Genomic DNA, 17,913 nt, shown 5'->3' with positions numbered 1-17,913 from the left:
ACGCAGAGAAGGTAACAGAAAAATAAAAGGATACAAGGGAAAATATTAAGGATACAGGATGGCATCAGCCAGGTTGCCTCCATGAGGTAGAGTATGAGCAGACAGGTATACAGCCGCAACGGCTGCAGCACGATGCCGGCACCCGGAAAAGATGGAGGCACGGCACACATACGAACAGCAGAGGATCCCTGAGCTTATGGCCAGTACAACCAATGGTTTGACTATCCACCCTGACACCGTACTCGCGAAGGCAGCGGAGCATATCCGCATCTATGACACTGCCCGCCACGGGACCGTTGATTTTACACCTATCGTCCCCGGGAAGGTCACTATGTACGTGTGCGGGGCAACAGTGCAGAGCTCCCCGCATATCGGGCATCTCAGGGCCGGTGTGGCTTTTGACGTTATCCGCCGCTGGCTGATGAAGCTTGGATACGAAGTCGTATTTGTACGCAATGTTACCGATATTGACGACAAGATCCTGAACAGATCGGCCGCAGAAGGCCAGAACTGGTGGGCGCGCGCGCACTACTACGAGGATGAGTTCACAGATGCCTACAATGCCCTGGGGGTCCTTGCGCCCACTTATGAGCCGCGCGCAACCGGCCACATCACTGATATGGTCAGCCTTGTTGAACGGCTCATAGACCGCGGGCACGCTTATATAACCGCTAACGCTGACGGTACCCCTTCCGGGAATGTATATTTTGACGTACCCTCGTGGAAAGAATACGGCGCACTGACACACCAGGAAGGCGGCGTGCAGACAGGGGAAGCTGATGAGGCAGCCCGCGTTGCTGACGCCCTCGGCCCTTCAGTAGATGCCTCAGGTGAAGATAAATACAACCCCGCTGATGCTGCTGATCAGTCGGAAGCTAAGCATGACCCGCGTGATTTCGCTTTATGGAAAGCTTCCAAAGATACAGACCCCAGTACTGCACGATGGGAAACCCCTTTCGGCACAGGGCGCCCGGGATGGCATCTGGAATGCTCCGCTATGAGTAGGCGGTATCTGGGCGATGATTTCGATATCCACGGCGGCGGGCTTGACCTGCGTTTCCCCCATCATGAGAATGAAATGGCACAGTCCCGTGCTGCCGGATGGGGATTTGCCCACCACTGGATGCATTCTGCATGGGTGACACAAAAAGGCGAAAAGATGAGCAAATCGCTGGGGAACGGCTTATCTGTCGGATCCATACTGTCCAGCCATACCCCGTGGGTCGCCCGGTACGCCCTGGCAGCCGTCCAATACCGGTCTATGCTGGAGTGGAGCGCTCAAACACTGCAGGAAGCCGAAAGCGCATACAGCCGGATCATGAATTTCCTTGAACACGCTGCTGCGGCAGCAGTCCGGCCTACCCGCGAAGAGGTGCTTGCCGTAGGCGCTGACGACTTGCCTGAAAGCTTCACACGCGCCATGAATGACGATTTCAGCGTTTCGGGCGCAATCGCAGTAATATTCAGCGAGATCCGCAGAGGGAATACGCTGATGGCCAGCATGGCGTCAGCCGCCGGCATCAGCAGCCAGGAGGGGTCAGAGAGCGGAACACCGGGCAGCCTGAACAGCGATCTGAAAAATACGGTGCTATCTGTGCGGGCTATGCTTGATGCCTTCGGATTAGACCCTCTGGATCCCCAGTGGCTCTCCGGCGGGAACAGTTTTGCAGCCGCTGCTTCCTTCACCGGTGGCCAGCTGTCATCCGTGCGGGAATCTTCCCCTGTTCCTTCGCAGGCAGCTTATCCTTCCCCTGCATCTTCCCCGTCACAGGCTGCACAGGCTTTGGATGCCCTTGTTTCCGCGCAGCTCAGGGAACGCGAAGAAGCCCGGAAATCCAAGGATTTTACCCGCGCGGATGCTATTCGCGATATGCTCGCAGAAGCAGGTATCATTATTGAAGATACCCCGCACGGCCCTGCATGGAAACTTTAGAAATTCCCCTCTCTATCTTAAAATAAAGGATTATGGCAGCATTTAGTTCACTTACAGACCGTCTGACCGGGGCGTTCAAGCATCTTCGGTCCAAAGGGAAACTCTCAGAATCAGATATTGACGGTACGGTCCGCGAAATCCGCCGTGCGCTTCTTGACGCTGACGTTTCGCTGGACGTCGTCAAAAGCTTTACTGCGCGGGTGCGCGAGAGGGCTCTCGCAGAAGAAGTCTCGCAGGCCCTAAACCCTGCGCAGCAGGTAGTATCGATCGTTAATGATGAGCTGACCGAAATACTGGGGGCCAATGTAGACCGCCCCCTTAATTTCGCCAAAAACCCTCCTACAATCATCATGCTGGCAGGCCTCCAAGGTGCCGGCAAGACAACGCTTGCAGGGAAACTCGGATATTGGCTGAAAGACCTTGGGCATACGCCTATGCTTGTAGCTGCCGATCTCCAGCGGCCTAACGCCGTGACCCAGCTCCAGGTTGTCGGCGAGCGCGCCGGGGTGCCGGTTTATGCGCCTGAGCCCGGGGTACAGTCAGGAAGCTCGGATGTCGTCCCTGCCGGGCTTGCGGCCGGGGATCCTGTCAAAGTCGCCAGGGATTCCATCGACGTTGCCCGCCAGAAGCTTTATGACACAGTGATCATTGACACTGCAGGCCGTCTTGGCGTTGACGAAGAGCTTATGCGCCAGGCCCGCAATATACGCGATGCTGTTGATCCTGATGAGATCCTTTTCGTTATTGATGCCATGATAGGCCAGGATGCTGTCGCTACGGCGGAAGCCTTCAATGAAGGTGTTGATTTTACAGGCGTCGTCCTGTCAAAGATCGATGGCGATGCCCGGGGCGGTGCCGCTTTGTCGGTGGCGTCAGTTACCGGCAAGCCTATCCTTTTCTCCTCAACAGGCGAAGGGCTCAAAGATTTTGAGGTCTTCCACCCCGACCGCATGGCTTCCCGCATCCTCGACATGGGTGATGTCCTTACCCTTATTGAACAGGCGCAGAAACAGTTTGATGAGCAGGAAGCCCGCGAAGCTGCAGAAAAAATGGCCGAGGGCACTTTCGGCCTGGATGATTTCCTAAGCCAGCTTCAGCAGGTGCGGCAGCTTGGTTCGATGAAGAAACTCCTGGGTATGATACCGGGTATGTCGCAGTACCGGCAGGCGATCGACCAGTTCGATGAAAAGGAGGTCGACCGCACTGAGGCTATTATCCATTCCATGACGCCCGAGGAACGCCGCAACCCGCAGATACTGGACGGAAGCCGCAGGGCACGGATTGCTTACGGTTCTGGCGTCACAGTATCAGCAGTAAACGGGCTTCTTGACCGGTTCAGCCAGGCCGCAAAAATGATGAAGCGGATGTCAGGCAGCAGTATGCCGGGTATAGGCAATAGCAATTCCCCGCGTAAGAACAAAAAGAATAAGAAAAAGAACCGGAACAAGTCAGGGCGTTCAGGGAACCCCATGAAACGTGAAGCTGAGGAAAAAGCCCTGAGGGAAAAACTCGGCGGGCATAAAGGCGGCAGCGGGTCTTCTTTCATGAAGAAACCGCAGCCCGGCCAGCTCCCAGGCGGATTGGGCACAGGGCTTGGGCAGGATCTTGACAACGTTGATCTGGGCAATCTTGGTAACCTCAATATCCCCGGGCTCACCTGAGCCTCATGGAAAAGAGGCCTCCAGGCTCTTACCTTTCTGCATATCTGCGGGGAATCATGGAGGGATACAGGATTCCTGGATACTCAGGGGCCTCGGAGGCGCCTGAGATGCCCGGAGCTCCAGGGTATCTGAGGCATTGAGATGCCCGTGTTATCCAAAAACATCCACGGCATCCAAGGCAGTTACCGCAGGCCACCATACTGTCCACAAATTAAGGAGGATAATGGCTGTTCAACAGGGAAACTCTTCCGCATCAAGCACAGCGCAATACTATAACAGCTACAATCCATCCGAGGCTTCCAAACGTTCATCCGGGAAGAAATCAAGAAAAAGGAAAAAGAGCTCTATGATTCTGTGGATACTTCTTATCATTATTGTTTTATGGATGTGCCTGCACTTTTTGCCTGAGCGTTTCAGCTACCTTAGGCCAGTACCCGAAGCAACTGCCCTTATCCCCCTGCTGATCGTACCGCTGCTGGTCATCCTTGCTATTGCACTCGCACGGCGTTCGTGGGGGCAATCCCTGGTCTCTTTCTTTCTGATCGCTATTGAAATCGTATGGTCGATCGGTTATTTTACTGAGATCCCCCAGTCCCTGAACCAGATCCTGGCGCTGCCCCGGCAGACAGCATCAAATGCGGTATCTGACGGGGCCCCCGGTTCGGAAGCAAGCTCGCTGAGCAACCCCTCAGCCGTAACCGTGATGACTATAAATGCGCGCTATGGGCAGGCGGACACCGGAAGCATCGTACAGGCCATTAAAACGAACCACGTTGATGTACTGTGCGTTCAGGAGGCAACCGATTCTTTCATTGACCGTATGGGAGCCGCCGGGATCTCAGATGAGCTCCCCTTCCTGCAGTCCGGCGCAAAAACCAGTCGGGACAACGGCGGCTTCAATGCTGTCTGGACACGTAAACAGCCTGCCGAGCAGCATGATAAATCGGTCCAGTCCGAATCTTCCCAAATACCGACAGCCGTAGTATCCGTTAACGGGCATAACATCCTTTTCGGCAGCACCCATCCAAAATCGCCCCAGCGCGGCGGCGAATCATGGCGGAACAGCATAAATGCCCTGAAAAGCTTCGCGCAGGTCAATAATCCTTCCCTCGGTATTTCCACCCATATTGAAGCTACTGTAATTGCCGGAGATATGAACTCCGGGATCCATCACTCTGTTTTCCGCAATATCCTCAGCAGCGGGCTGACTGATGCTTCCTACAACCTCCATAAAGGGATGCACCCCACCTTCCCAGCCTCCTGGCCCCTGGTGCCGTCACTGATTGAGATAGATCACGTGCTTTACTCGGGCCCTGTCCGGGCAGCCACCGTCAAATCGCTGGTTATACCGCGGACGGATCACCGTGCCCTTGTCTCAACACTGATCGTAGGGTAACTTAGTAGGATAACTGGCGGGAGTGCTTTTCATGCCCTGTCCACACACAAAAATATCATGCTGATACAATGCGTTCAACATTGGAAGTGCTTTTCACGCCTCTCCCACACACAAAAGCATCCGCATGGTTACATGACTGGCTATCCTGCTGCCGTGCTGCCCAACTGCCCGGAAATCCCCAAAAATAACCGGCTGCCCGGATAACCAATTGCTTGAATATGTGTCTATTCGGCTGCCTGTCCTGCCGGCATCGGCCGGCAGCCCCTCCTTCAATATAAGCATCTATAGTGCCCCCCTCCCCCTCCTTATGCCCTTCCTCCCCTACCCGTACTCCTGCCTATAAATACCGGGTCTCCTCTACATCTATACAGATACAGATCAATAAATAAAGGACAGACCTGAAACAGGCCTGCCCCGCAGAAATTTAATGCTTATTAATGCTTATTACGGTCGCGCATCCATAATATCAACGCGGACACTGTGATCGGCAATCGCCTGGATCACTGTGCGGATCGCTGTAGCTGTGCGCCCGTGGCGCCCAATAACACGGCCGATATCTTCAGAGTTGACGCGGACGCGGATAAGTTCGCCTCGCTGATTCTGATATGACCGGACCGACACGTCATCGGGGAAATCAACTATACCGCGAATCAGATGTTCAATCGCCTCAGTAAGCATATCTACTCAGCCTTTTCCTCAGATGAAGATTCTTCTGCGGATTCGGCAGAACTGTCGGCTGTCTCAGCCTCAGCCTCAGATTCAGACGATTCCGCTTCCTTCGCCGCTGCCTCTGCTGCAGCTTTAGCTTCTTCCTCAGCTTTAGCCTTAGCTTCGGACTTCGCAGCTTTAAGCTTCTGTGCCTTATCATCGGCAGCTTTAATGCGTGCTTCTGCATCAGGACCATCTTCCGCGGTCTTCAACGTGCCCTCAGCACCGGGAAGACCCTTGAACTTCTGCCAGTCTCCCGTGATCTTGAGCAGCTTTACAACAGGTTCGGAAGGCTGAGCGCCTACACCAAGCCAGTACTGTGCCCGCTCAGAATCTATCTGGATCAGCGACGGCTGCTTGTTCGGATCGTATATGCCGATCTGTTCGATCACCTTGCCATCGCGCTTTTTACGCGAATCAGCAATTACTACGCGATAGAAAGCATAAAACTTCCTACCCATACGCTTTAAACGAATACGTGTTGCCAAAATGGCTCTCCTTGTATCTTTCGGGGCGCACATGCCGCTGACTATGTGGGGCATAATCCGTGTCACATGCATGAACCCACGCCATCAGGTTTTGAGGGCCCCCTCAGGCGCGATAACAAAAGTCAATTATAGGAGTACTCGTGGATTTTCTGCCGCTACATGCCAGTCTTTCCGGGTAGAATGCCTGGCTTACTGTAGCCCGCCGCAGCACGGCTCACCCAACTCGCAGATACAAAATGGCAACCGGCCCAGGCTCTTATAACTACAAAATATATCTGCGGGTTGGGTGAGCAGGTATCAGGCGAGGGAGCGTCGAGCGGGAGGCGGTACGATATCCGTCAAAATATAAACGGAGAACATCGCTACCACACGCCGCGAGATATATCATCCTCCTGCTTACAATCTGAAAGCGGATCATGGGCACAAACCAAAGAACCGCTGATCTGATATCAACGCCGGATACTTCTCAGGTACCCAGCCCCGCCTCCCTGCCCAGCTTTCCACTCTGCCTCACCCAACCCGCAGATACTTTTATCGGAACCGCGGAAACAATCGAAATCCATTTCATATCTCTGCGTTGGGTGAGGCGGGGCGAAGAATAACCAGAGATACGGCCGGAGAAAGCGACAGAAAACATGACCGGGGAAACGGATAGGGAAACGGCCCGAGGAACAACTGGAGAAGAGAAACAGCCCAAAACAACCAGAGCAACGATCTGGCAACATTGCCATAACACGCCGCTTCACAGCACGTTACCGCCGCATATCACTGTCCGGCAGTATTTTAATGGACGTTAGCGCTGCGGATGAGCCCTCGACACATCCCACCCGAGGTCAGTGAGTTTTTTACGATCGGCCTTATCCAAAACGCTGCAATCAAGCCTCGCAATAATATCGGGGCGGATACTGGAAGTCCGTTCCAGGGATTCATCACGCCGGTACCGGCCAACTTTCGCATGATCCCCGCTGAGCAATACCTCAGGCACATCCAGCCCACGCCATTGTGACGGTTTCGTGTACTGTTTATACTCCAAAAGCCCATCCTCGCCGGAGTACGACTCCTCAACAATAGAATCTGAGTTCCCCATAAAACCGGGAATCAAGCGCGTAATAGCCTCCACCATCACGCTCACCGCAACTTCACCGCCATTAAGGACATAATCACCTATTGAATACTCCCGCACATCCAGCCCACGGCCTTGATAATACATAGGGATGCGCGCATCATAACCCTCGTAGCGGCCGCAGCCAAAAACCAGATGCCCCTTATGAGACAGTTCCTCAGCATCTTTCTGCGTAAACAGCGGTGCCGAGGGGTTCGGAAAGATCAGCGTGGACGGGGCACCGGCGGAAGAGGAGGAATCCGATCCGGCGGAGGCGGGCGAGGAAGGCCCGGCGAGGCCCGGCGAGGCCCGGCGAGGAAGGCCCGGCGAGGAAGGCCCGGCGGACGCACAAGCGGAGTCAGGATCAGAAGCAGACACGGCAGCAGAATCAGACAGCTCAGGGTGTGAGGAAAGTCCAGCGGGGGCACCGGAAGTCCCGAGCACATCATCCAGACACTCAGCCCAGACTTCAGGCTTCATCACCATACCTGCGCCTCCGCCGACCGGAGTATCATCCACTGATCTGTGCACATCATGGGTCCAGTCCCGCAGATCAAATGTCTGTATCCGCACAATCCCACTAGCCTGCGCCTTCCCCAGCAGGCTCAGCTGCATCGAATCGAAATATTCCGGAAAAACTGAAATAATGCTGATATCCATATTATTTCCTGCCAAGTTGTGCCATACTTCTTGATTTCTTGCTGCATCCTGTTATATCGTGCCGTATTTACATTTTTGCAAGCCGAACAGCGCCTTTATAAGTTTATAGGTCAAATAACCCTTCAGGGGGATCAATAAGAATATATCCCTCGGCAGGGTCAACAATCGGGACGATCTCTTCAACAAACGGGATCAGCACATGTTTGCCTTTATACTCCGGGGCATCATCACCGTTCAGCTCCGCCTCAATAAGAGTCTGCGGACCATTGAGGCTGACGCCGGCGATCTTCCCGACAGTATGCGCATCCACCCCGTCATAGTCTGCCGCAAGCGCTTCAGCATGGTCATTGACCTGCAGTACTTCACAGCCGATCAGCTCATCGGGATACCATCCATCATTATCGCTACCGGCATCCCTGCCAATTTTATCGTCCCCGCCATCCTCATCAGCCGGGTCGCTGCCGGTATTGGAGAGCGGGAGGCTGTCTGCCGCAGCAGGGGATCTGCCAGAAGCACCAGGCGCATCAGAAGCAAGGGGAACACCGGGCATGTCCGTAGCAGCCCCATTAAGAGGGAGAAGAGTGCTGCCGGATCCTGTGCCGGTAGATTTGCCAGCGGATTCCTTTATGAACAGCACTGTCCCTTTAAGCCCCTCCGATGCATTGCGATCATTGATATCCGCGAATTTCACTATCCAGCGGTCCTTAAAAGTCCTTGACCGTTCAACCGCATACAGTTTCCCGCTTCCATCAGCCAGTACGGACCCTGCGGCAAAGCGCGTTTCAGGGGTATCAGTAAAAACCTGCACATTTACCTCGCCTTTAAGCCCCTGAGCCCGCCCGATACGGCAGACCCGCAGAAGGCCGCTCGTCGGAAGGCTGCTGCCCCGCAGGGAACCGCCGTTATGCTGAAGAACATTATCCTTATCCTGCCCGGTACGATTCGTCATAACCCCTATGCTACCGAAGTGCCGTGAACAAGCACAGGATACAGGTAAAACAGCGATACCTCAAGGGATTAAGGGATACAGCGGAGCCATCGGGGATCGGAATACTTATCCTGATCCAGCTGTCTGGCCATGTTAAGGATATTTGGCTGGATACCAGCATAATCCGCCAGAGGAAGGGCTTCAAGAAGGGAATGCTCGAAATAATCAATGATCTGCTGCCTGGTGAGATCAGTCTGGGATCTCAGGGGATCGACACGTTTCAGTGCAGATTTCACAGCCTTGTCAGCACTTTTTTTGGCAGAAATATTAAGTATTTCACTCATAAGCTGCGCATTGATATCGTAAGCCATCGTTACATGATGGAGGAGGCAGCCCGGACCGCCTTTTTGCGAGCGGAACCGGCGCTGTGCAGCTCCCCCGATTTTCCCGCCGGACGATTCGATATCATTGACTGGCCTGTATCTGGCATCTACCCCGAGGCTCCGGAGGGCTTCGATAACCCAGCGGTCGCAGTATTCATAGGAGGCCTCTATGCCCATACCTTCCACGAAGTACAGCGGCACATACAACGAATAAGTGATCGTGTTGCCGGGCTGGATAAACATTGCACCGCCGCCTGTCACCCGCCGCACCACAGTAAACCCATTTTCTGCAGCGGCCTCTTTACGGACCTCATGGCTAAAGGACTGGTGTGCGCCTATAACAACAGCATCTGACGCCCACTGCCAGAAACGGAAGACAGGCCCCTGTGTCCCATCGGCAACAGCCAGCGCAAACGATTCGTCTATGGCCATCTGCATTGATGGGGCAAGGGGCTGGGGGTCGCGTATCACAGACAGGTCAAGCTTTTGCCAGCGGGGATCGGCCGCAACAGGAAGTTGGGCAGGAAGGTGAGGTTCGGTGATGGCAGTACCGGCAGGAAGATCAGTATCAGTAAGAATATCAGTACTGGCAGGGCTGACAGTACCAGCAGCATCAGAGCCGGCATTCCCTGCAGTACTGGACCAGGCAGAGGAAGAATCTCCTGAAGGGCTCAGCTGGTGGAGGCCACGGGGACCGGAGGAACCGGATCCTCCGCCATTGATATGGGCAGGCCCCCTTCCGGCAAGGGCTGCAAGCAATGCCTCCAGCAACCCGTCAGCGCTTATGCCTGTCATACAGACTCCCTGCGCAGCCCACTCATTCAGGGTTGACCCCAGCCTCTCTACGGCATCTTGGCGGAGCGCGGCCGAGTCCGGATCAGGCAGGAGCCTTATAAGGCAATCCTTCACAGTATGCGAAAGGCTTGCCAGTACTTTTTCGGGTTCGTCAGTCCCATCAATAAAGAAATCACCGTCAATACTGACGCCCATACCCTCAGGGTTAGGATCAAGGCCGGGATCAGGGCCAGCGGGGCTGCCATATCCGACAGGCCTTGCACACCCGGCAGGGCTTCCGGGCATGCCCGGGCCAGTACCCTCAGTCCCATTGATCCCGTTATTGAAAGTCCCATTAACGGGATCGCCGTTACCCGCACCATCGGGAGGATATGGTAGCAGTATTTCTACGGCGACAAGCTTGCCGCCATGCTCTTTGTACTCGCCCCGCAATGGATGCGCCTCATACCGGTCAGCCATCAGCCTCTCCTCCCCGAGCGGGCAGGGCTGTGCCGGCAGCTGGATACCCGCGGCTCATTTTCTGATACCCATGGCAGCCAAGCACCATGCGTTTTCAAGGGATACCTGTTCCCAAGCCTTATACCGCCCTGAAACCCCGCCATGCCCGGCTTCAGTTTCGATCCTGGCGAAGGCGTCGGCGCCTACCTCAGCTTCCTGCAGGCGCGACAGCCACTTCAAAGGTTCCACATAGAGCACACGGGTATCATTCATAGATGTAGTAATGAAAATCCGGGGGAAATGAGGCGTGCCGAAAAGCTCGGAACGCTCCCGCGCAGAAGCGACATTCTCGTAAGGGGTATACGCACGCATATAGCCATATACATTTTTATCGTGCAGCGGATCCCCCCATTCATCCCATTCCGTTACTGTCAGCGGAAGGGACGGGTCAAGGATGGAGTTCAGCGCATCAACGAATGGGACATCTGCTTCTATCCCTGCATAAAGGAACGGGGCCCTATTCGCTATAGCCCCCATAAGGAGCCCGCCGGCCGACCCGCCATTGGCAACAGTAGTTTCAGGAAAAGCCCATCCCCGGGCCTGCAGCGCAGCAGTCACATCAATGAAATCATTGAAGGTATTGATTTTATTCAGACGCCGTCCCTGCTCATACCACGCACGCCCCATTTCCCCGCCGCCGCGCGTATGGACTTCCGCGCGGAGCACGCCGCGGTCAAGGAAACTCAGGCGCGGCACGCCAAATCCAGGATCGCAGCTTATACCGTAAGAGCCGTATGCCGTGATAAACATCGGTGCCGCTGTTGCCGTCGGCGCTGCCGATGCTGCACCCCACACTCTGGCTGCAGCTTTCTGGGCTTCTTCTATTCCTGGGGCATCAAGAACATAGTCTGTCATGCCTAAGCCCAGCGGACGCCCATCCCTGTCGCATGCCTCATCCATTGCGGGGACCAGGCCGCGTTTCCACGTAAGCGACACGGGTACTTTCTCGCCGTCCCGTACACGCACCCAGATACGGCGCTCAGCATATTCCTCTTCATTGTAGTTTTTAACGGATGCCGCTTTCAGCAGGGTATCTTTCCCGGCAGCAGGGTCATAAGCACGCAGCTGTGCAGGATGCACGTAGCTGGTGAAACTGTACCGAAGAGTAGGTGCTTCATAGGAAGGGTTCCCCGTTGAATCAACAGAATACAGCGCATGGGGGTCCTGGCCTGTAAGTTCCGTGAAGCCCCACTGCCGGCCAAGCACATAATCAGCAAGCGCACAGCCTTTTATTTCAACAGCTATATGGGGCAGGCCGGACGAACGGTAAGCAAGAGTCACAAAATGCCTGTACACCCCCAGGCCGCCAATAGCCAGGCCGCGCGCCGACTGCAGTATCCCAGGATTCACTGCATCGCTGTACGGCGTATCCACAGGAATCCTGCGATGCTCTGCTTCAGCCTTTTCACAGCCGTAATCGCTGCCCCGCGCAATGCATGTCCCATCCCCCAAAGTATAGGGAGGCTGCTTTTCAAGCATATTGATAATATCTATCTGGAAATTCGGGTCATACACATTATGGACAACAACCGCAACAGGTATATTGCCTTCTTCATCAGTCCTGATCCCCTCAGCCAGCTCAGCAAGCCGTATACTGTCCTTCCCGGCTCCCGAAAGACGGGCAGCCTGAACCTGCTCCCGCAGGATCTCCCTGGCATCCTCGAATTTGGCAAAGCTGACATCATACTCCACGCCATCTCTGCGCGGAATAAAAGTGGAAAACTCCCCTTCGGGGTCCCCGACATCAAGGAAATGCACTTCGCTGGTAGTTTTTGAGCTGCACTCAATAACAATCAGCGATTCATCAAAAGAAAGTCCTACACCGCAGTTGAAACGGCCGTCATCTTCATGGAAGACCTCCCTGTCCTCAGTGGTATCAGTACCCATACGATGCCGCCAGACGGAATCCGGCCTCCATGCATCGTTGACCCGCGTATAGAATATCCATTGCCCGTCAGGCGTAAAGCACGCATTCGAGCTGATGCCGCGGATCGTATCAGGCATCTGCCGGCCGCTCGCCAGATCACGCACATAGCAGTCGTACCGCTCATCACCCCTGGTATCCACCAGATACAGCATCCAGCGGCCATCGTCACTGAGGTCTATCCCGCCAGTGCGGAAAAAATCATGCCCCTGTGCTTCCCTGTTCGCGTCAAAAATAATTTCCTCGCCATCCAGCGGGGTGTTATTGCCGGGTTCAATACGCGGAGGATCCCAGTCGCTGCCGGATTTCACCGGCACCCGGCAGGATATCCCATACTGCCTGCCCTCCTGTGTCCGTGTAAAATACCAGTAGCCGAAAAGCCTCACGGGGACTGACATGTCATTTTCTTCCACGTGTGATTTCAGCTCGTCAAAAAGGGCAGATGCCAGCGGTTTTACCTTTTCCAGGCGCTTGTCCGCGTAAGCATCCTGAGCTGCTACATACGACTGCACATTCTGCGAATCTTTATTCCTGAGCCATTCATAGTAATCTGTAAAGGTTTCACCGTGAATATCACGGATATGCTTTATCCGTTGGGGCTGCGGAGGGTCCAAAAAATCCATATCAGTCCTGCTTTCGTTTTTCCTGTCCGTTTCCCCTGTCTCTACTCCTATTCCTGCTCCTGCCTTTGGGGGCCTTTTTTGCAGGCTTTACAGCTTCCTGCAGATACGGGATCATTGACCTCATAAGGCTGGCTCCTGTAGGCCCGTAAAAAACGGGTACATCCGGCGCGGGTGCCTCAGGGGTGCCTAGATTGAGCTTCTGCTGGAGGGTCGTTTCCTCCCTGCTCAGCTGGCGGATCCCAATAGCAATGATACGTCCGGGATACATATGCGTCAGGCGGGCATAAGTCGTAGGGTCCCGCTGCCCGTCATCCCCAAAGAGGATAAATTTCATACGGGGAAAATCGCTCATAAGCTGCTCGACGAATTCGAGTTTATGCTGGACTCCGCTGGGGATAAAGGTTTTCGGCCTGGGATCAAGATCACGCAGAAGCATAGGCCCCTTGGGGAAACCATACCGTTCAATAAAACTGCGGATCGTCGTTTCAACATTCCACGGCGATGTTGACAGATAGAAAAACGGTGCGTCGGGGAACATATCCCTGATCCTGGCATACAGCACGGCCATGCCTGGCACTGAGGCGCGTTCGTTGGGGCTGCGGAGCAAAAAATTATAGACCGCCTTGAAAATTGATGTTACCTGGGAAACCAGGATAGTGTCATCAACATCAGAAATGATCCCTACCCGGGTTGTTACAGGGAAGATATAGACAGGGGCTTCGACTGACTGGCGGCCCCGGACTTTATAAGACGCCTGATGCTCCCCTGTCTTAAGGCGCCTGCGGGCCAGGAGATCGAGATACCCTTTGCTGTCGCTGTAAATGGAATCGCCTTTCAGCTCTTCCGTACCGCCTATCGGTTCAAAGGCCTCAGAATTGCCTACCTGCGCAGTATGCACCGGCACCCCGTCAATCGTCATACGAACCTGGGTATGGGGGGCGGGGATCATAAGCATATTGCGGATGCCCAGGGAGACCGTCCCGGCCGGGGCCAGACGGCGCATTCCCAGCACAGTCCGGCAGATAAGCCGCACGTACCGCGTAGTCCCATACCCTACATAAGGCGCAACGCGCGGCTTCCAGCCAATGTATGCAGCGATTGTGCTGGCGACTGCCTGCCACATATCAAATCCCAGCGTCACAAGGCTCTGGGCAGCCCGGGATGACAGCGTCCTTTGCCGCAGCAGCTCCCTTGAAGATGGAGCGTCCACCACTGTAGAAGAGCGCCTGACAATAATCGGGATCGTCTCCATCGTATCGGCAGGAGGCTCAGCGGCTCCCTGCAGACGCTCCTGCGCAGCATACGCCCCAGCCTCGCGCAGATTCTCCTTACGCCGCTGTGAGCTCCGCAGGCTGTACCTGTATCCTTTCCGTGCTGCCACAAACCGGCGCTGCACCATACTCACAGGGTCCATGAACGCCTGTGCCCTGTCCCACTCCATGCGGCACCGTGCCTGGCGGTGCGGGTGCGCGGCACGTCTCAGGCAGGCAGATACGCAGCCCGCAAGGTCTGTACGGTCCCTCTTCTGCCGCCTGCGACGAAAACTGCTCGTGTCAGCCAGATTACTGTTTTTTGACGATTTTTGCATATTGCTCACTGTCTAAAAGTTCAGGCTCATCATCATCTAACTCGATTTTTATCAGCCAGCCCTCGCCGTAAGGATCATTATTCACTATTTCAGGGTCTTCATCGGCTGCATTGTTTATATATCGGACAGTCCCATCTACCGGGACCGGCACCGGGGAAATAGCTTTAGCAGATTCAACCTCAAGGGCCTCATCGCCGGCCCGGACATGGTCGCCTTCCGCCGGAAAATCAATATAGACCAGGCTCCCCATCTTATCTGCCGCATATGCCGTGATCCCAAGGACTGCCGGGGACACAGAAGTATCAACCCATACATGGTCTTCAGAATAGCTGAGCTCTTCGGGCATGTCTATACTGTCCGCTGTATTCCCTGATTTCCCCGTCCTTATACCGGTCCGGCCTGCCCTCGCTCCGCTGTCAGCGGAGGGACTGCCGAACGGATCAACGCCTCCGTCTGTGGCGCTGCCGGTATCAAAACCAATCTCGTTGCTGTCCATGTCCATATCTCCCATGCGTATACTGTTGTCTTTCAGATTAATCTTTAATCTGCCTTTTATCCTTTTTATTCTATATTGTACTATTTTAACTATTTTATGCGGCTCCCCTACTGTTTTGCCGGTACTCTGCAATCTGTACAGCCTGTACAGTTTATGCTGCCCGCACTTCACGTGAGGTGCTGCGCATACGCACATACATAGTAAATCATAGAATTTGCCGTGCAGGCTTTCCCCCATCCATACGTATCACCATAAACCATAAATCAATAGATGCTGAAGGTATAACCTGGCTGACGCAGCAGCCAGGCACCCTCTTACCGCCGAACCGTCTGTGAAGCCCGCCGGGCTACATCCTCAATGGCCAGAGCTACTTCCTGCGGCTTTTCAAAGCAGGAGAAATGCCCGGAATCCCTGATCTCATAAAACTTCACATCTGCATGCACCATCGCCTCGGCGACAGGCCTCATAACAGATGGTCCGCTGGATCTGTCCAGTTCCCCGCTGACCACTGCAGCCGGAGCCGTGACCGAAGACAGCGTAGCAACCTCATTGCGGCGGCCGGCGGCCATGCGTTCACGCCAGGCCAGCCCTGCGGGGCTCTGCTCATCAATCCACTGGGTAAATGTATCAACGAATTCCGCCGACTGCTTAAACGCTGAATCACCCTTCTGAGGCCGCGCAAAATGCAGGACGGGGCTGACTGAATGGCTTTCCAAAGCCTCAGACGCAATGCCCAGCCGTCCGGCACGCGCTTCAGGGGCATCTTCTTCCGCGCGTGTATCGCACAGGACGAATCCCACTACAGATTCAGGGAACAGCCGCTGGATAGCCAGCGCAAGATAGCCTCCCATGGAAATCCCGACCCATACTGCCCGGTCATAGCCCATATCTTTAATGGCCATGACAATGGAAGCGGCAAGCCTGCTGCAGGCCTCAGGATATGACCCATCTTCACCCACGGGACCTGTCAAGCCTGGCTCAGGGAGCGGGCTCATGCCTGCGCCGGGCATATCAGGAGCGAAGATCGGATAGTTTTCATGCTCCTCTTCCGAGATGCGGATCAGTTCCTGGGCGCATCTGTCCCATACACGATGGTCTACCGGAAAAGCGTGAAGCAGCACAACGGGTATATAGCCCTTGTTTCCCTCACGGTATACAGAAGTCACTATTTCCATGTCATCAGGCATGGCAGCCATGATTCCTTCAGCCTGACCGTACGGATCCACGACTGCACTGCTGTCCCCATGCCCTGCAGCTGCGGTATCCGTCCTCGGCGCAGCGCTGCTGCGGCGGGACAGCGTATTATCGTGGCCGGCCATCACAGCATCCCGCTTCCGCTGAGTGCCTGGACAAGTATGTGATCCATACCGTGGGCCAGCTGGCGGAGGAACTCCGGTTTCAGGGCATCGGCCGGATCGGACCATTCCACATCTAATGTCTCATCCTGCGGCTTCACATCGCCGTCTATTGGGATAATGTAGCATAAAGCTACTGCGTGCTGCCGGGGATCATAATAATCTGAGAAGCCCGGCGTCGGGAAGAATTGCGCAACGGTAAAAGGCTGTATCGTGGGAGGCAGGAATGAGAGTGTAAGATCCCCCAGATCTTTTGAAATATTGCGGGCAATCGTTTCCCTGATCGACTCATGGTAAAGGATACGCCCTGATATCAGAGTCCGTCTCAGGGCTACATCGTTATCGTCATTGGCGCAAAGAAGCGTCCCGACCTGCCGGATGCGGCCGAGGTCATCCGTTCGCACCGGCACTACGATGACATAAGGGATGGGCACCTCCCTGCGGATACCGTCTATCTCATCCTTAGCAAGCCAGCCCGGCGGATTAGAACCTCCCATCCCATGAATGAAATCGTTGGGGGAGTCACCGCCAAAACCGCTCCGGTCACGGCCGGCATCAAAATCACCGGGATCCGGGATCTCATCATTCAAAACTGGCATATCCTTATTATGCCCTGTCCAGCTGATAACGTGCAGCAAAGATAACGTGAGGCAAAACAGAATACAGCAAAATCTGGATCCATAGCCCGGGAAATTGGACGTCCCTGACTTTCCTGCCTATCCTTACTTATGCCGTTATCACGTATGCCGCTGTTGCGGTACCGTCCCTGCTTACCATATACGTTGCAGCGATACGTCTCTGACGTTTGGCTTTCCCTCTGTTTCCTCCTCATATCTCTTTCCTCATCACCGTTCCTCCTCTGGCCTCATCCCCGAAACATACGTGGCTGCGTACTTATCTACGATTTCTCCCTCTGTACCATCTTCCCATCCGTTCACCTACTCGCATACTCCCCTCGCCCCTTCTACTTACCCCTCCCCATTCGCCCCTCTCTTCAACTCGCGCCTCCCTACTCACCTCTCTCATCTACTACCTGCACACCGTTATCGGCCCTCTTTTCAACTCACCCTCCCCGCTCATCTCTCCTCCGACTTATTCCTCCCCCCACTTATCTCGCCTACAACTCACCTCTTCTTCAACTCACCTTTCCTCCAACTCACCTAAAACGTATTTACGATACCGGGATCATTGAATATCCAACCATCACCAAAATGTATCTTCGAGTTGGGTGAGGCAGTCCCCACCCACTCGGGTCATTAACACCCTCCTGTTTCCCTTCCTATCTCCTCCTGCTGCCCCTGCCCACCCTACGTACCCGCTAACATCTCTGCCTGATTCCCATCTGACCGCCGCCGCGCATCTTCCAGCCTGGCAT

General features: G+C 54.8%; 13 protein-coding genes and 1 pseudogene. 3 read left to right on the top strand and 11 right to left on the bottom strand.

Annotated elements, in window-relative coordinates; all coding sequences use genetic code 11:
* The first annotated feature begins 196 nt into the window (after window positions 1–196).
* The 3 genes from cysS (at window position 197) to HMPREF9156_RS0100850 (ending at window position 4,990) form a co-directional block, all read left to right on the top strand.
* Window positions 197–1,933: a cysteine--tRNA ligase gene (cysS, locus tag HMPREF9156_RS0100860; RefSeq protein ID WP_029246293.1), complete on the top strand. Its 1,737-nt coding sequence runs from the start codon at window positions 197–199 to the stop codon at window positions 1,931–1,933.
* 32 nt (window positions 1,934–1,965) lie between these two features.
* Entirely contained in the window at window positions 1,966–3,594 is a 1,629-nt protein-coding gene (gene ffh, locus HMPREF9156_RS0100855) for a signal recognition particle protein (RefSeq protein WP_007148051.1), read from the top strand.
* Window positions 3,595–3,817: 223 nt separating this feature from the next.
* Window positions 3,818–4,990: an endonuclease/exonuclease/phosphatase family protein gene (locus HMPREF9156_RS0100850; protein WP_007148050.1), complete on the top strand. Its 1,173-nt coding sequence runs from the start codon at window positions 3,818–3,820 to the stop codon at window positions 4,988–4,990.
* A 444-nt stretch (window positions 4,991–5,434) separates the two neighbouring features.
* Here the strand turns inward: HMPREF9156_RS0100850 and HMPREF9156_RS0100840 are convergent, their stop codons facing one another.
* The 11 genes and pseudogenes from HMPREF9156_RS0100840 to HMPREF9156_RS0100795 form a co-directional block, all read right to left on the bottom strand.
* Complete coding sequence (locus tag HMPREF9156_RS0100840) at window positions 5,435–5,668, bottom strand: RNA-binding protein (RefSeq protein ID WP_007148048.1); 234 nt, start codon at window positions 5,666–5,668, stop codon at window positions 5,435–5,437.
* A 2-nt stretch (window positions 5,669–5,670) separates the two neighbouring features.
* The gene (gene rpsP, locus HMPREF9156_RS0100835) at window positions 5,671–6,186 is read right to left on the bottom strand and encodes a 30S ribosomal protein S16 (RefSeq protein WP_007148047.1); all 516 of its coding nucleotides are present in this window, start codon (window positions 6,184–6,186) and stop codon (window positions 5,671–5,673) included.
* 793 nt (window positions 6,187–6,979) lie between these two features.
* Window positions 6,980–7,948: a tRNA (guanosine(37)-N1)-methyltransferase TrmD gene (gene trmD, locus HMPREF9156_RS0100830; RefSeq protein WP_007148046.1), complete on the bottom strand. Its 969-nt coding sequence runs from the start codon at window positions 7,946–7,948 to the stop codon at window positions 6,980–6,982.
* A 103-nt stretch (window positions 7,949–8,051) separates the two neighbouring features.
* Window positions 8,052–8,585 (bottom strand): hypothetical protein, encoded by a 534-nt coding sequence (locus HMPREF9156_RS07375; protein ID WP_457851264.1) that lies wholly within the window; start codon window positions 8,583–8,585, stop codon window positions 8,052–8,054.
* Window positions 8,577–8,840: pseudogene (locus HMPREF9156_RS07355) on the bottom strand (ribosome maturation factor RimM); the annotation flags it as partial. The gene HMPREF9156_RS07375 and the pseudogene HMPREF9156_RS07355, both read right to left, overlap by 9 nt.
* Window positions 8,841–8,965: 125 nt before the next feature.
* Window positions 8,966–10,513 (bottom strand): lipoate--protein ligase family protein, encoded by a 1,548-nt coding sequence (locus HMPREF9156_RS0100820; protein WP_007148044.1) that lies wholly within the window; start codon window positions 10,511–10,513, stop codon window positions 8,966–8,968.
* Window positions 10,514–10,567: 54 nt separating this feature from the next.
* Complete coding sequence (locus HMPREF9156_RS0100815) at window positions 10,568–13,099, bottom strand: S9 family peptidase (protein ID WP_007148043.1); 2,532 nt, start codon at window positions 13,097–13,099, stop codon at window positions 10,568–10,570.
* A gap of 1 nt (window position 13,100) precedes the next feature.
* Complete coding sequence (locus HMPREF9156_RS06795) at window positions 13,101–14,687, bottom strand: App1 family protein (RefSeq protein ID WP_007148042.1); 1,587 nt, start codon at window positions 14,685–14,687, stop codon at window positions 13,101–13,103.
* The gene (gene gcvH / locus HMPREF9156_RS0100805; RefSeq protein ID WP_231198121.1) at window positions 14,662–15,033 is read right to left on the bottom strand and encodes a glycine cleavage system protein GcvH; all 372 of its coding nucleotides are present in this window, start codon (window positions 15,031–15,033) and stop codon (window positions 14,662–14,664) included. Before gcvH ends, HMPREF9156_RS06795 begins: the two co-directional genes overlap by 26 nt.
* Before the next feature lie 464 nt (window positions 15,034–15,497).
* Window positions 15,498–16,502 carry an alpha/beta fold hydrolase gene (locus HMPREF9156_RS0100800; protein WP_007148040.1) on the bottom strand — a complete coding sequence of 335 codons (1,005 nt, stop codon included), beginning with the start codon at window positions 16,500–16,502 and terminating at the stop codon, window positions 15,498–15,500.
* The gene (locus HMPREF9156_RS0100795; protein WP_007148039.1) at window positions 16,502–17,137 is read right to left on the bottom strand and encodes a DUF4916 domain-containing protein; all 636 of its coding nucleotides are present in this window, start codon (window positions 17,135–17,137) and stop codon (window positions 16,502–16,504) included. The genes HMPREF9156_RS0100800 and HMPREF9156_RS0100795 overlap by 1 nt, the downstream gene beginning before the upstream one ends.
* Between the last annotated feature and the right edge of the window lie 776 nt (window positions 17,138–17,913).

This window comes from Scardovia wiggsiae F0424, assembly GCF_000269605.1.
GTDB lineage: Bacteria > Actinomycetota > Actinomycetes > Actinomycetales > Bifidobacteriaceae > Scardovia > Scardovia wiggsiae.
This window is presented reverse-complemented; position numbering and strand designations above follow the sequence as displayed.

Bases quoted from the DNA above. Each gene is read 5' to 3' on its own strand.
- trmD (WP_007148046.1), bottom strand. From the start codon at position 7,948: ATGGATATCAGCATTATTTCAGTTTTTCCGGAATATTTCGATTCGATG.
- cysS (WP_029246293.1), top strand. From the start codon at position 197: ATGGCCAGTACAACCAATGGTTTGACTATCCACCCTGACACCGTACTC.
- HMPREF9156_RS0100795 (WP_007148039.1), bottom strand. From the start codon at position 17,137: ATGCCAGTTTTGAATGATGAGATCCCGGATCCCGGTGATTTTGATGCC.
- HMPREF9156_RS06795 (WP_007148042.1), bottom strand. From the start codon at position 14,687: ATGCAAAAATCGTCAAAAAACAGTAATCTGGCTGACACGAGCAGTTTT.
- HMPREF9156_RS0100840 (WP_007148048.1), bottom strand. From the start codon at position 5,668: ATGCTTACTGAGGCGATTGAACATCTGATTCGCGGTATAGTTGATTTC.
- HMPREF9156_RS0100800 (WP_007148040.1), bottom strand. From the start codon at position 16,502: ATGGCCGGCCACGATAATACGCTGTCCCGCCGCAGCAGCGCTGCGCCG.
- HMPREF9156_RS0100850 (WP_007148050.1), top strand. From the start codon at position 3,818: ATGGCTGTTCAACAGGGAAACTCTTCCGCATCAAGCACAGCGCAATAC.
- HMPREF9156_RS0100820 (WP_007148044.1), bottom strand. From the start codon at position 10,513: ATGGCTGACCGGTATGAGGCGCATCCATTGCGGGGCGAGTACAAAGAG.
- gcvH (WP_231198121.1), bottom strand. From the start codon at position 15,033: ATGCCCGAAGAGCTCAGCTATTCTGAAGACCATGTATGGGTTGATACT.
- HMPREF9156_RS0100815 (WP_007148043.1), bottom strand. From the start codon at position 13,099: ATGGATTTTTTGGACCCTCCGCAGCCCCAACGGATAAAGCATATCCGT.
- ffh (WP_007148051.1), top strand. From the start codon at position 1,966: ATGGCAGCATTTAGTTCACTTACAGACCGTCTGACCGGGGCGTTCAAG.